The organism is Erwinia aeris, from assembly GCF_041224955.1.
Lineage (GTDB): Bacteria > Pseudomonadota > Gammaproteobacteria > Enterobacterales > Enterobacteriaceae > Erwinia > Erwinia aeris.
In genome coordinates, this window is sequence record NZ_JBGFFX010000009.1 from 160,228 (window position 1) to 173,669 (window position 13,442).

Here is a 13,442-nt window from a genome sequence, read left to right on the forward strand (position 1 = left end):
TTCACCATCCGATCTTTTTCAGTAACATAAAGCGGCGGCTTGTTGGCAAGCGTAGCAAACAGCCCGCTAAACAATTATCGAAAAAAGATCCTTCATAAAACCACCGTTCCAGTTAGCGGGTTGTTTTTTACGGACGGCCGCTGATATCAGATGGCTTTCAGGAAGCTATTAGCCGCCGCATCCTGAATAAGCCATTTTTACTTTATTTGCTTAATAGATTTGATTAAATATTTCCAGTTTGTACCCCTTTTCTTTCATGCGCCGTTGATAAAAAGCCTGGCGCATCACATTTCGCGGCACCGGTCCGGGCGAACTCCGGAATTTCGTCTAAAGTTTGTTTCAGGGTCAATAACTTACAGCTATTCGATTGGGATAGGGAGAACGACTAATGCAGAAAGTTGAAAAACGTCAATGGAAAACCGTGCTGTCGCTGCCGTTGCTGATTGCCGCGCTGACGCAGGCCGGCTTCGCCGCTGCCGCCGATGGGCAGCCGCAGCCGCCTGATATGACGCTGGGGCCGCTGTTTAAGGCGGTGCAGGCCGCTAAACTGTTTCCCGATCAAAAGACCTTCGCCGACGCCCTGCCGAAAACCAGTCCCAGCCTGATCCTGGCAGACTGGCAGATGCAGAGAAAACAGCGCAATTTCGACCTGCGCCGATTTGTGAATACTAACTTCACGCTGCCCACCAACGGCCCGGCCTACGTGCCGCCTGCCGGACAGAGCCTGCGTGAACATATCGACGGGCTGTGGCCGGTACTGACCCGTAACGCCACGCCGGTTAACCAGTGGGATTCTCTGCTGGCGTTGCCCAAGCCTTACGTCGTGCCGGGCGGCCGCTTCCGGGAGATTTACTATTGGGACAGCTATTTCACGATGCTTGGCCTGGCGGAAAGCGGCCACTGGGATCGCGTGCAGGATATGGTGGATAACTTCGCCTCGCTGCTGGATAAATATGGCCATATCCCTAACGGCAACCGCAGCTATTATCTCAGCCGCTCGCAGCCGCCTTTCTTCAGCCTGATGGTCGACCTGCTGGCGACGCATAAAGGCGACAGCGTCTATCGTCAGTACCTGCCGGAGCTGCAGAAAGAGTATGACTACTGGATGAACGGCGCTGACCACCTCAAAGCGGGCGAAGCCAGCAAGCGGCTGGTGAAGCTGAAAGACGGCGCGCTGCTGAACCGCTATTGGGACGCCCGTGACGTGCCGCGTACCGAATCTTATATGGACGACATCGCGACGGTGGAAAAAGCTAAAGGACGCGATAAGGGCGAGCTTTATCGCGATCTTCGCTCGGGCGCGGCCTCCGGCTGGGATTTCAGCTCACGCTGGTTCGCTAAGCCGGACGATATCTCCTCGATTCAAACCACCGCTATTTTGCCGGTCGATCTGAACTCGCTGATGTTTCATCTGGAAAAAACGCTGGCGCGCGCCAATAAAGAGGCCGGTCAGGCGGACGCCAGCGAGCGCTTTGCGCAGCGGGCCGAACAGCGCCAGCAGGCGATTAACCGCTATTTCTGGGATGAAAAACAGGGCTGGTACGCCGACTATGACTGGAAGATGGCGCAAGTCCGTCCGCAGCTGACGGCCGCGACGCTGTTCCCGCTTTATCTCAAGGCGGCAACGGCGGATCAGGCCAACCGCACGGCGACGGCGGTCCAGGCGCAGCTGGTGAAGGAAGGCGGCCTGGTAACAACCAACGTCAACAACGGCCAGCAGTGGGATGCGCCAAACGGCTGGGCGCCGTTGCAGTGGGCAGCCGTGGAAGGGCTGAACAACTACGGCAAGCAGACGCTGGCGAAAGATATCGGCATGCGCTTTTTGAAAAACGTGCAGACCACCTATGACAAAGAGCACAAGCTGGTCGAAAAATATGTGGTGGAAGGCAATAACCTGGGCGGCGGCGGCGGCGGTGAATACCCGCTACAGGACGGCTTCGGCTGGACCAACGGCGTCACGCTGAAGTTAATGGATCTCTACTGCCCGAAAGGGGTGGTATGTAATAACGTCGGCGATATCACTAAAGGCCAGTAAGCCTTTCTTCAGGCGGTCCAGGATCGCCTGATTTCCCCCTGCTTGTTTCTCTCCCTTCGTTGCTTACCAGAAAATCACGCACGCTTGCCTGATTCCTCCTGCTTATTTTTCCCCTTCACGCCGTTTATCAGAAAAATCACGGATTGTACGCCGTAGTTGTAAAGATAATAATTATCATTAAGATTGTCATACTCTTTACACTTTTGCTGCCAGCCGTTAACAAGTCCGGCAGCGCTTTCTGTTTGAACTCTGAAAGGGAAGAAGCATGGTTTTCGCTCAAAAACGCCTGCTGTTCTGTACTACGCTGTTTGTCTCGCCCGTTGCCCTTTGCGCCGCCGATACGCTGGTCGTTACCGCCGCTCCTGCCGAAACGGCCACTACGCCGACCTCCGGCTATAACGCCACCACCAGCCAGGGCGCAATGAAGACCGACCGGCCGCTGGCGCTTACCGCGCAGGCCGTTTCCGTTGTCACCCGACAGCAGATGGAGGATCAGGGCGCAACCGACGTCAACCAGGCGCTGAGCTATACCGCCGGTGCTTTTACGAATTTTGCCGGCGCAGCCAGCCGCTACGATACCGTTTCGCTGCGCGGCTTCCACGGCGGCGACGTGGATAATATCTTCCTGGACGGCTTGCGGCTGATGAGCGATCCCGGCAGCTACAATATACTGCAGGTCGATCCCTGGTTTCTGGAACGTATCGACGTAATTAAAGGCCCCTCATCGGCGCTTTATGGTCAAACGGTACCCGGCGGGCTGGTGATGGAAAGTTCGAAGCGTCCGCAGTTCAGCCAGCAGGGCCATTTCCGCGCCTCGGCGGGCAACCATAACAGCACCAGCACCGCCTTTGATTATACCGACGCCATTAACGAACAGTGGGCATTCCGGCTGACCGGCCTTAGCCGCCACAGCGATACGCAATACGATCATACGCGCGAAGAGAAATACGCCCTTTCCCCTTCCCTGCTCTGGCAGCCGGATGAAGATACTTCTCTGCTGCTGCGCGCTTATCTACAGAAGGATCCTTCCGGTGGCTATCACGGCGCGGTGCCCGGCGACGGCAGTATTACTGAACATAACGGACGCAAGCTGAGTACCGGCTTTTACGATGGCGACAGCTCTCTGGATCAATTTAAACGGCGCGAGCAGATTTACAGCTATGAATTTGCCCATCGCTTTAACGATACCTGGGCTTTCCGCTCCAACGCCAGCTACGCCCATTCCAATGTCGATCTCGATCAGGTTTACCAAATTGGCTGGGATACGGCTGACGCGGATCGGCTGAACCGCTATTACTCCGGCTCCCGCTCGTCACTCGATGCCTTTGCGCTGGATAATCAGCTGGAGGCGGATTTCGCCACGGGCGAGCTGGCACACAAAGTCGTGCTGGGCGCGGAGTACCATCAGTATAAAAACGATCTTTATGAAGCCAGCGGCAACGCCAGCCAGCTGAACGCGCGCACGGGTGAAGCGCTGGGGCCGCAGCCGGATTACGATTTTTCCCGCTCGCAGCGCCGCTACTATCAGACCGGCGTTTATTTGCAGGACGAGATGAGCTGGCAGCAGTGGCATCTGGATCTGTCCGGGCGCTATGACCGTATCGTATCGCAAACGGAGAACGATGCGACGGCAGACAAGCATCGCCGCCAGGACGATCATCTCAGCGGGCGCGCCGCGCTGCTTTACGCCTTTGCCAACGGCGTTTCGCCTTACGTCAGCTACAGCCAGGCGATTACGCCGCAGTCCCTTTCCGACATTAACGGCAATCTGCTGCAGCCGACGACCTCGGAGCAGTATGAAACCGGCGTGAAATATCAGCCGCCGGGCACCTCGGATCTCTATAGCGCGGCAGTGTACGATTTAACGCAGAAAGATGTGGGCAACCGCGTGGTTAAGGAATCCTATTACGACCCGGCAGGCAAAGTGCATTCGCAGGGGCTGGAGCTGGAAGCCCATCACCAGTGGACGCCGCGCCTGAGCACGCTGGCCAGCTACACGCTTAATCACGTCCGTTATAAGGATGCCGTGGACGGCAACGACGGCCACACGCCTTATGTGACGCCAAATTCGATGGCTTCTTTCTGGGGTAAATATCAGTTTGCGTGGGGCGTCAGCGCGGGCGCGGGCGTACGCTATATCGGCAAGCAGTGGGCAGACAATGAAAACACCACGCGCCTGCCCTCCGTCACGCTGTTTGACGCTTCGGTACGGGCCGATCTTGGCGTCTGGAACCCCAGCCTGAAAGGCGCGTTTGTGCAGCTTAACGCGACTAACCTCACCGACCGTCACTACGTCGCGGCCTGCTACGGCACGGGCTACTGCTACTGGGGAGCGGAACGTTCGGTGATGGCCACCGTCGGCTACGATTTCTGAGGCAGATAAGAAAAACCCCACGCCGGAGCGTGGGGTTTCTCAGTAAGCTTTACCGCTGCGCGATTAGCTTCTGACTTTACGGTAGATCCACAGCACAACGATGGCGCCAATGACCGCCACGATAAAGCTGCCGAAGTTGAAGCCGTCTACCTTGCCGAAACCGAACAGCGTACTGATCCAGCCGCCGACCACGGCGCCGACTACGCCCAGGATCACGGTGATAATAATACCGCCGCCATCTTTACCCGGCATAACCCACTTAGCGATGATACCGGCAATCAGACCGAAAATGATCCATGACAAAATTCCCATTTACTGCTCCTTTGCTTGTACTGATTAGACGGCATAAGTATAGGCAAGATTTCTAACTCTGTGATTTAAAGCCAAACTTTTTGCAATTTTTTTTTCGGACCGGCTAAAGCGTCACGCGCCGATGCCGATAATTTGACGTAACACCGCCAGGTGCGGGTTTGCTGACACCCAATCGGAGTAGGACGTGAAAGAAGAAGAAAAAGAACAATATCTCAAGCATGGCCCGCTCGCCGTGCTTGCCGTATTAAAAAATCTGCTGAAAAATCAGACGCCTGTTCTGGTTTCCCATGCGAGGGGCCAGTTTATTACGCGGCTGCTGTATGCGGATAAAGAGCGTCTGATCGTCGACTACGGCAGCAATGAGTATGAAAACCAGCTGGCGCTGGAAATGAATGAACTGCATCTGGCCGCAGAAACCTACGGCGCAAAAGTCGAGTTTACGCTTAACGCCCTTGAAAACGACAGTCATGAAGGCCTGCCTGCCTTTGGCGCCGGGCTGCCCGACGAGCTGTTGATGATCCAACGACGTGAGTTCTTTCGCGTGGCCGTCCCGCTTGACCCCATTTTTTACTGCTATGTCAAATGGCCGGACGGCAGCGGCCAGGGCCGGATGCGAGTCCAGGATCTCTCGCTGGGCGGTATCGGCGTGTTAAGCGATTCACCCATTCCGGAAAGCCTGGAGGGTGGCGAAATCTTTAAGAAAGTGTGTGTTGAACTGGGCGAATATGGTCGCCTTGAGGCGGACGCCACGCTGATTAACGTCGGCGAGCGCAGCGTGGTAGGCAATAAAAATGAAACCGTGGTCACGCCGCGCCTGAGCTTTCGCTTCGCCTCGCTGGATTTCAGCCAGGAGCGCCTGTTACAGAACGTGATTTTCTCGCTGGAACGTCTGGCGCGTGAAAAAGCCACCCGCTTTCAGTAGCCGTAAGCCATCCCGCTGACGCAGCAAGCTTTATCAGGTCGCGCGTCCACTAAATTGTCCGGTAGGCCGTGGTCACTTTCCACAAATAGCGCGGCGCCTGCGCTGCCGGATGCTTGTTCTGTACATGCTGATAAAACTCTTCCGGCGTCATGGCGTTGATCATGGCAATAGCCCGATCCCTGTCGCGTGAGAACGTTCTCAGCAGCGCGCCTGCGCCATTGGCGTAGGAAACAATAGTGGCGTAGCGCAGCGTTTTCGGATCGCGGATCCCCGACAGCGAACTATCCTGCAAAATTTTCAGATAAGCCGTACCAATATCGATATTTTTCACCGGATCGCGCAGTTCCGAGGTGCTTGGCTGCCCGCGACGGCCCTGTACCCGATAGACTTCCCGGCCCGCCGTAGAGGCTTTTATCTGCATCAATCCAATGGCATTCGACTTGCTGACTACCGTTGGATTGCCGCCCGATTCCACGGAAATGATCGCTTCAACCAGCTTCTGATCGACGCCGTAGTTATGCGCGGCGTTTTCCGTAAACAGCGCCCAGGCCTGAGCAACCTTCCCCGGCGGCGCCTTGGTGAGCGGGGTTTGCCGCTGATGTTCATTCGGTTTATGCGGCTGGCTGGCGCACCCTGCCAGCAGGAGCATACTCACGATCGCCACTGTTTTTATGCTCTTCACGCTATTTTATTCCTCTCAGCTTTAGCTTCGCGTTTTATCATAGCGGCGATTTGCCGGGATAATATTACCGAAACTCTTAATTTAGCGCAGCGGTGGATGACTTCAGCTGCGCTTTTCGTCATTATCAGCCGTATTGGACCCTGGATTGCGTAAAATGATTCATTAACCCTGCGCAGAAAACAGATGTCCCGCCTGAAAGTACAAGGCTAACAGCTTTACCGCGACGAAAAACCGTTGAATAAGGGCCAAAATTTAGCCAATTAAGGATAAAAGTGAAGATTATGTCCGTTACTCCACGCACTTTTCATTTGATCGCGCCTTCCGGCTATTGCCAGAATCAGGCGGCCGCGCAGCTCGCCGTGCGGCGTTTGCAGGAGCAGGGTCATCAGGTGACTAACCTGCAAACGATCGCCCGTCGCAGCCAACGTTTTGCCGGTAGCGACGAGCAGCGGCTACAGGATTTGGATTTACGACAGGTCGAAGCGGATATTGTGCTGACGGTTCGCGGCGGCTACGGCGCCACCAGGCTGCTTCCCGGTTTCGATGCCGCCGCGCTGGCGGCGCGTCTGCGCGAGCGCCCGCTGGCAATTTGCGGCCACAGCGACTTTACCGTGATCCAGATGGCGCTGCTGAAGGCGGGCGGACAAACCTTCAGCGGCCCGATGCTGGCAGGCAATTTTGGCGCGGAGGTCGTTTCTGATTTCACCCTCGATCATTTCTGGCGGGCGCTGACCTCGCCCGAATTCACGCTGGAATGGCCCACCGCGCCGCAGGATGTAGACGTTTCGGGCACGGTTTGGGGCGGAAATCTGGCGATGCTGACTTCGCTGATCGGTACGCCCTGGCTGCCGGAGATCGACGGCGGCATCCTGGTGATTGAGGATATTAACGAGCACCCTTTCCGCGTGGAGAGAATGCTGCTGCAGCTGGCGCAGCACGGCGTGCTGGCACGGCAGAAAGCCATTGTCACCGGCAGTTTTACCGGCGTAAAACTCAGCGAGTACGACAACGGCTATGACTTTGACAGCGTGTGGACGCTAATACGCGAGCTGACCGGCCTGCCGGTGGTGACCGGGCTGGAATTTGGCCATCACTGGAACACCGTCACGCTGCCGCTTGGTGCGCATGGCCAGCTGCGGGTCGCAGGCGATGTCGCCAGGCTGACTCTGTCAGGGCATGCGGTACTGCGGGAGCATTCATGAAGCAGCTGTATGAAGATCTGTGGATCTCAACGCCGGAGTTTCCGCCGGGCGAACGCGATCCGGAAGTGATGATGCACGGTTTTCTGCTGAAGCTTTCACGCGGCAACGTGCTGATTTCACGCGTTGAGGATCATGAAGACCATAATATTATCAGCGATCTCGGCGGGATTTTTCGCCACTATCTGACCCACTGGCACGAGGCTGGCCCGGGCGCGCGACTGCTGCAGCAGCGCTTTAATTCGGCGCTCTATTGCCACAACCGCGCGCTCGGCCCCGTCAGCTCGTTCGCCGAAGCGGACGACACCTTTAATCAGGCGGAAGTGCACTGCGGCAGCCTGCACGTGGTGCCCACGCCGGGCCATACGCCGGGCAGCACCACCTACCTTTATGCTTCGCCCTATGGCAAAACCTATCTGTTTGTCGGCGATACTATCAGCCTCAGCCACCAGCGCTGGGTAACCGTGCTGGTGCCGGAAAGCAACGAGGCCGATCTGAAAAAAACGCTGGAGTTTTATCGGGCGCTGCGCCCGGACGTGGTGCTGATGGGAACCACAAAAGGCCATCTGTCCTGGCAGGAAGTGACGATGCGGGAGTGGCTGGCGCTGCTGGACGAGGCGGAGAACTCGCCGCTGGATCTGCGTCAGCGGCCAGGAGAATAATCGTCGTCTTCCTGCTACAGCGTTTTCGTCAGGTAAAACCGCTGGTGCACGCGCGGATAGTTATCCAGCACCAGCCGGACGACGTAGCCCTGTTTTTCATAGAAGGGCCGGGCCTGGAAGCTGGCGGTATCGACCTGAGCGTAGAGGCAGCCGCGTCGACGGGCCTCTTCTTCCACCGCCTGCATCAGCGCCGTGCCCGTCCCCTGCCCACGCAATGCTTCGCTTACCCAAAGCATATTAATGCGCAACCAGTTGCCCACCGTTGAACCCGTCAGGCCAGCAAGTTTTTTGCCGCTGGCGTCTTCAATAAATGCCCCGATACTTTTTAACTCGCCGATAGCCATAAACTGCGAGTTATAAGCCAGCAGGCCGGCTTCAATTTCCGCCAGTTCGTCCGCCCCAGGCTGGTGCGTTATTCTGATAGTCATAGACTCCTCTTTTATACGTAAAAGTTTGCGGCCCGCGCCGGCCTCCCGGCAAGATTGCCCGACTGACTACTCAGGATTCGACCTTTCCCGACGCATCGGTTCGTTGCAATGTTACCGTGCTGTTTTCGCGTTCGCCGGTGCGGCTACAGGAAACCAGGTTTTTCTTACCGTCATACGAGAAAAAGGTCTCATTGGTGCTTTTGTTCATCACCATCTGGTCTCCGTTGCGAAACAGCACGATAGCCACTTTATCGCCGTTATCGGTACGGGACTGCTGGCTGCCGGACGCAATCTGGAAGTTATCGCCCGCCCACAATACCGTGGTCAGGCCATACTGTGCGTTGGTCACGGTCATGGTTGGCCTGCCCGGACAGGTAATCTGATACTCGCTGTTTTGTAACGGCGCAGTGCCTTCAGAGGAGTGAGCAAAAAAGGAACAGGCGCAAAGGCCGCCGAGGGCAAGTAAACGAAGCATGAGTATTCTCCGGGCAAGTGTCTGACAGGTCTGGCACAGTATCCTGCCCGCGTCGTGGTTGGGCCGCAATCGGAAGTGGCCTGGTCTGCGTTACAGGCTGCTCATCTCTTTAATATCCGCCTGGTTTACCGCCTGCTGCCTGCCGGATTCATCGGTGTAGATAACCATACCGGTCGCCTTATCAATTTCCGGCTTCCCTTCAACCACCTTTGTGCTGCCGTCGCGCATATGAATGATATGGTCATTTGCGCAGCCGCTCAGTAAAGTGGCCACGGCAATCAGTGGAAAAAGTAACAATTTTTTCATCTTTTCTCTCCTTAAGTTAACCGAGGGAAGTGTAGTCTATGTGCACAGCAATTTTTGATGATTGCTGCGCAGCGGGAGGGGCCGCAAGTGTCGACCAGATAAGGAAAGTTATCGCCGCCATCAACAAATTTCAGTTGAAGCCAGGCAGATTTAACTGTATTTTTATCCAGCATTGATAACCAGGATCCCTCTCATGTTTGTTGAACTGATTTACGATAAGCGCAACGTTGCGGGCTTACCAAACGCGCAGCAGCTGATTTTAGATGAACTGGAAAAGCGCATTAAGCGAGTTTTCCCCGATGCCGACGTCAAAGTAAAACCTATGCAGGCAAACGGCGTGAAAACGGACGCCAGCAAAAGCGACAAATCGGTAATGTTGAGAATTATTGAAGAAATGTTCGATGAAGCGGACCAGTGGCTGATTGCAGAAGAATTTTGATAACCCTCGCACTTCAGGCGTTATTATAACGATTTTTGCCCGTGGACGGTTGCGTTTTACCGTCTTCATGCCACTATTCTTCTATCAAGTTTCCCTGGTGTTGGCCCGTGATTATCCTCTTTGCGGGCATTTTTTTATCTGAAAACTGAAACCGAACTGATACATCCCCCTCTTTATTACTTTAATGAGTTGTTAAAATTTATTTAAATAAATTTAAATTTCGTAACAACCTAAAGTTTTCTCCGGACGAGCCGACGATCTGAGCAGGCAATTAATTGAGACGCAACTATGGCGGTTATATCTGTTCCTGCGCTGGGAGGGCTACTGGCGAAGGCTGAATGGCGTAAAGGCTCGCCGTTAACGAAGGAAGAAGTGGAAAAGATTCGGGATATCACCACGCAGGTTTTAGTACCGGATAATATAGCCCGCACGCTGGATCCTTTTTGCGGATACGCTAATGTCGATCCGCAAAAATGCTGGGAAACCTGGCAACGCTATCGGGCCGACGCGCTGGCCCGAAGGTAATCAGCGGTTTTCCTGCGCTTTTTGATGCTCAGCGATTTCGGCGTAAAGCAGATCGTAAACCTGTGCAGCGTAGGCCGAGCTGTCTCGCAACATTTGAATAGCATCCTCAAGCGTTTGCGGCTCCATCTGGCCTACAATTCGCCACCCCAAAGCGATGTTCTTCGCTTCTTCCAGTCGTTCCGGATGATAGACATACGCAGCTTCTGACACGAAATTCTCCTGATTTGAGTTTTGGCCCTATTTTACTGAGCAATGGCTGAGCATCTCAACCCTTGATTTAAACAGATTTAACTTTTTTGCCATTTTTACCCATCTTTTACCGGAAAATGTTTCTTTATCCGGCAAATCTACAGGGGATTAAAGAGAAAAACAGACTAATCCTGGCAGAAGAAAGTTGTAAACCCAATGAAGATTAACTACCGCTGGTAAATAATGTAAGGAAATCGTTCGTTTTACCATTATTAATGAAACTTTCCCGTAACAGAACATTTCTGGCGGATTTGGCTTTATTCGCATCGTGAAAGAAAGCGATTTATTAATAGCGGGAGCGGGGATTGACTGCCTTTTAATACAGCAGGTTATGTCTGAAAAGAACGCGCAACAGATTGATGGATAAGCGGCAGAGTGAACATGTATTTATTACGCTAATTTAGCTTAGGTAAGAATAATATATTAATACGGCGTATGACCTTAACAGTACCGTTCAAAAAAAGAACTCCTGCCAGTGAGACAAGCCGACCGGCAGGCGAAAATTTCATCTACCGGGGCGCAGCACGGCAAGGATCTCCGCTACGTTGCCTTTTGAGCGAAATACCGCCGCGCAGAACACCAGATTGATGAGGATAGAAGCCCAGCTGCTATGACTGTAATCATCAAAGAAATAACGAAACGGAACCGAACCATAGGCCAGCACCAGCAGATAGGCCAGCCATGATGCCCACCATTGATGGTGCGCGCCGGGCTTACGGAAAAACATCAGCCGCAGGGCAATTGCCGAGCAGGTGATCACATTGGTAATCACCATAGGATCATTTGTGACCATGAAAGCCTCCTTTGATGCGGGCCAGCCAGGCGGCCGGATCCTGCTGATTAAAGAATGTTAAGGTTTTAATGGCCAGCGCCGAGAGCAGTACCGCTCCAAGCCCATCCAGCGGCCTGTCGCTATATCCCAACAGGCCAGCCAGTTTGGCGCCTACAACATCGGCGCCGAACACGCCCACGATCCATGAGACAACAAAATAAGCAGCCCGCACGCGCAAAGCGATGTCAGCTGCGCCGGCAACATAAAACACCGCTCCGGCAAAAGAGCCAAACAACACGCTGTAGTTCATGCCACCTAACTGACTCGCCACACTCGCTCCGGCTGAAGATACCACACCAATCCTCACTACCATTTCATGAATGAACATAGAGCCCCCTTTCTGCTTCAGCGTCTTCTCAAATGGACGAGAAAAAAATCCCGGCCTGCGCCAGGAATAAGAAAATTCGATTTAGCACAGCTGGAGTAGTTGATATTTTTACATTAGTGCGGGAAATGCGTACGCGTGAGGGCGCTGTAAATTTATTTGGTGCTGATTCTGAAAAGCCACGCAGCTAACCAGACGAGCTGTCAGTCCTGATAAGGGAACCGTGCGGTTCGACGCTATGACGCTGCCTGAAGGGTCATGAGGTCGTAAAGGAAAGGTAGACGGCGCGGCATTTATTCGGCGAAAGGCGTCGCTTCTGCTGTGACCAGCAGTTTATCAAGTTTTTTTCGCTTTCAGTCTCAGAAATGACGCCACAGGGTGCGTTAACCTGTTTTATGCGTTCAGGATCCCGCGATAAAGACAAGAAATGATGGTAGACAAAGTTTCCGGTAAGCAGGATTGCTACCCTACCGGCCCGTAACCGCCTGCCTGCCGGGCGCAGCCGTTGATATTATCGGAAACTTTTAATGGAAACAGTGTTAAACAAAACGTTGAAAGAAAGGGTTTTTCACTCAATACTTTTTGAGGTGGTGGCTAATGTCCTGATTGCGCTCATGCTGGCGGCGATATTAGCCGTGCCCGTAACGCAATCTGCCGTGCTGGCGGCGCTGTCCGCCGTCACGGCGATGCTGTGGAATGTTATTTTTAATCGCCTGTTTGATGCTGTTCAGATAAGAATGGGTTTCAGGCGGAGCCTGCCTGTCAGGATCCTCCACGCCGTCCTTTTTGAAGCCGGACTGCTTGCCGTCCTGATCCCGGTAACCGCCTGGTGGTTTACCGTCTCATTATTGAAAGCCTTTATGTTGCAAATTGCGCTGGTCGCCTTTTTTCTGCCTTATACCGTTGTGTTTAACTATGTTTACGACCTTTTCCGGTTTCATTGGGTTTGCCGCTCCAGGGGCACAGAGAGGTGATAATGCCGCGTATTATAACAAGCTGCCTGATTTTACTGGTTTTAGCCGTGCTGATTATCAATTATTCGGTGCCCATCAGGTTCGCTGTAGAGGATCTGCTTTACCATCTGGCGCTGTTTCTAATGCGCCTTCGCTCGCCCTGAACGGTTTGCTGTAAAAAGGGTATTGTCGTTAACGAGGAATGTTATGGTCGATTCTGCTGCTTCTCCACCCCTGCTGCATCTGCTGTGCGGTAAAATTGCTTCCGGTAAATCTACCCTGGCGCAGCAGCTTGCCAGTGCTCCCCGCACGCTTATCCTGTCTGAAGACAGCTGGCTGTCCGGGCTTTATGGCCCGGAAATGAAAAACGTCACGGATTACGTCAAATACGCTGCAAGGCTGCGCGATACGCTGACGCCTCATCTTGTTGCCCTTTTGACAACGGGCACTTCCATAGTGCTTGATTTTCCGGCAAATACGCTTGCGCAACGCCAGTGGATGAAACAAATTGTGGATCAGGCCCGCTGTATGCACATCCTGCATTTCCTGGATGAGCCAGACAGTTTGTGCAAAGCCCGGCTGGCGTTAAGAAACCAGGCCAAAAGCCATGACTTTGCCGCTACGGAGGCCGAATATGAGCTTATCAGCCGCTATTTTGTTGCGCCGGTAGAAGAAGAAGGTTTTAACATCAAACGTTATTCCAGCCACGCTGGCTAAGGTCAAG

At 53.9% G+C, this 13,442-nt stretch carries 17 protein-coding genes; 9 read left to right on the plus strand and 8 right to left on the minus strand.

Annotation, left to right across the window (positions count from 1 at the left end; all coding sequences use genetic code 11):
• Nucleotides 1-388 precede the first annotated feature (388 nt).
• Together treA and AB6T85_RS15650 are read left to right on the plus strand one after the other, a co-directional pair.
• Nucleotides 389-2,035 carry an alpha,alpha-trehalase TreA gene (gene treA / locus AB6T85_RS15645; RefSeq protein ID WP_301251747.1) on the plus strand — a complete coding sequence of 549 codons (1,647 nt, stop codon included), beginning with the start codon at nucleotides 389-391 and terminating at the stop codon, nucleotides 2,033-2,035.
• Between the two features lie 265 nt (nucleotides 2,036-2,300).
• Nucleotides 2,301-4,409, plus strand: coding sequence for a TonB-dependent siderophore receptor (locus AB6T85_RS15650; RefSeq protein ID WP_253454526.1), 2,109 nt, complete (start codon nucleotides 2,301-2,303; stop codon nucleotides 4,407-4,409).
• A 63-nt stretch (nucleotides 4,410-4,472) separates the two neighbouring features.
• Here the strand turns inward: AB6T85_RS15650 and AB6T85_RS15655 are convergent, their stop codons facing one another.
• Nucleotides 4,473-4,721 (minus strand): GlsB/YeaQ/YmgE family stress response membrane protein, encoded by a 249-nt coding sequence (locus tag AB6T85_RS15655; RefSeq protein WP_253454527.1) that lies wholly within the window; start codon nucleotides 4,719-4,721, stop codon nucleotides 4,473-4,475.
• A gap of 184 nt (nucleotides 4,722-4,905) precedes the next feature.
• On the opposite strand from AB6T85_RS15655, the gene AB6T85_RS15660 reads away from it, so the two are divergent.
• A complete protein-coding gene (locus AB6T85_RS15660) occupies nucleotides 4,906-5,643 on the plus strand; it encodes a flagellar brake protein (RefSeq protein ID WP_369896069.1) in 738 nt (245 codons plus the stop codon).
• 49 nt (nucleotides 5,644-5,692) lie between these two features.
• Here AB6T85_RS15660 and emtA read toward each other — a convergent pair whose 3' ends face one another.
• Complete coding sequence (emtA, locus tag AB6T85_RS15665; protein ID WP_369896107.1) at nucleotides 5,693-6,292, minus strand: membrane-bound lytic murein transglycosylase EmtA; 600 nt, start codon at nucleotides 6,290-6,292, stop codon at nucleotides 5,693-5,695.
• A 314-nt stretch (nucleotides 6,293-6,606) separates the two neighbouring features.
• On the opposite strand from emtA, the gene ldcA reads away from it, so the two are divergent.
• Nucleotides 6,607-7,527: a muramoyltetrapeptide carboxypeptidase gene (gene ldcA, locus AB6T85_RS15670; RefSeq protein WP_369896071.1), complete on the plus strand. Its 921-nt coding sequence runs from the start codon at nucleotides 6,607-6,609 to the stop codon at nucleotides 7,525-7,527.
• Nucleotides 7,524-8,186, plus strand: a complete 663-nt coding sequence (locus AB6T85_RS15675) for an MBL fold metallo-hydrolase (RefSeq protein WP_253454530.1) — start codon at nucleotides 7,524-7,526, stop codon at nucleotides 8,184-8,186. Before ldcA ends, AB6T85_RS15675 begins: the two co-directional genes overlap by 4 nt.
• A gap of 14 nt (nucleotides 8,187-8,200) precedes the next feature.
• Here AB6T85_RS15675 and AB6T85_RS15680 read toward each other — a convergent pair whose 3' ends face one another.
• From AB6T85_RS15680 to AB6T85_RS15690, 3 genes are all read right to left on the minus strand, one after another.
• Nucleotides 8,201-8,614, minus strand: coding sequence for a GNAT family N-acetyltransferase (locus AB6T85_RS15680; protein WP_253454531.1), 414 nt, complete (start codon nucleotides 8,612-8,614; stop codon nucleotides 8,201-8,203).
• A gap of 70 nt (nucleotides 8,615-8,684) precedes the next feature.
• Nucleotides 8,685-9,089 (minus strand): hypothetical protein, encoded by a 405-nt coding sequence (locus tag AB6T85_RS15685; protein ID WP_369896073.1) that lies wholly within the window; start codon nucleotides 9,087-9,089, stop codon nucleotides 8,685-8,687.
• A gap of 90 nt (nucleotides 9,090-9,179) precedes the next feature.
• Nucleotides 9,180-9,395, minus strand: coding sequence for a YgdI/YgdR family lipoprotein (locus AB6T85_RS15690; protein ID WP_253454533.1), 216 nt, complete (start codon nucleotides 9,393-9,395; stop codon nucleotides 9,180-9,182).
• Nucleotides 9,396-9,588: 193 nt separating this feature from the next.
• Between AB6T85_RS15690 and AB6T85_RS15695 the strand changes: the two genes are divergently transcribed.
• Nucleotides 9,589-9,834 (plus strand): DinI-like family protein, encoded by a 246-nt coding sequence (locus tag AB6T85_RS15695; RefSeq protein WP_125289676.1) that lies wholly within the window; start codon nucleotides 9,589-9,591, stop codon nucleotides 9,832-9,834.
• A 288-nt stretch (nucleotides 9,835-10,122) separates the two neighbouring features.
• Nucleotides 10,123-10,359, plus strand: a complete 237-nt coding sequence (locus tag AB6T85_RS15700) for a hypothetical protein (protein ID WP_253454535.1) — start codon at nucleotides 10,123-10,125, stop codon at nucleotides 10,357-10,359.
• Here AB6T85_RS15700 and AB6T85_RS15705 read toward each other — a convergent pair whose 3' ends face one another.
• The 3 genes from AB6T85_RS15705 to AB6T85_RS15715 all read right to left on the minus strand — a co-directional run bounded on the left by AB6T85_RS15705 (nucleotide 10,360) and on the right by AB6T85_RS15715 (nucleotide 11,768).
• Nucleotides 10,360-10,569, minus strand: a complete 210-nt coding sequence (locus AB6T85_RS15705; RefSeq protein ID WP_125289674.1) for a hypothetical protein — start codon at nucleotides 10,567-10,569, stop codon at nucleotides 10,360-10,362.
• A gap of 544 nt (nucleotides 10,570-11,113) precedes the next feature.
• Nucleotides 11,114-11,401: a phage holin family protein gene (locus AB6T85_RS15710; protein ID WP_253454536.1), complete on the minus strand. Its 288-nt coding sequence runs from the start codon at nucleotides 11,399-11,401 to the stop codon at nucleotides 11,114-11,116.
• Nucleotides 11,388-11,768, minus strand: coding sequence for a putative holin (locus AB6T85_RS15715; RefSeq protein WP_125289672.1), 381 nt, complete (start codon nucleotides 11,766-11,768; stop codon nucleotides 11,388-11,390). The genes AB6T85_RS15710 and AB6T85_RS15715 overlap by 14 nt, the downstream gene beginning before the upstream one ends.
• A 524-nt stretch (nucleotides 11,769-12,292) precedes the next feature.
• On the opposite strand from AB6T85_RS15715, the gene AB6T85_RS15720 reads away from it, so the two are divergent.
• A complete protein-coding gene (locus AB6T85_RS15720) occupies nucleotides 12,293-12,739 on the plus strand; it encodes a PACE efflux transporter (protein ID WP_369896076.1) in 447 nt (148 codons plus the stop codon).
• A 186-nt stretch (nucleotides 12,740-12,925) separates the two neighbouring features.
• A complete protein-coding gene (locus AB6T85_RS15725) occupies nucleotides 12,926-13,435 on the plus strand; it encodes a P-loop nucleotide/nucleoside kinase family protein (protein WP_369896077.1) in 510 nt (169 codons plus the stop codon).
• The last annotated feature ends 7 nt before the right edge of the window (nucleotides 13,436-13,442 follow it).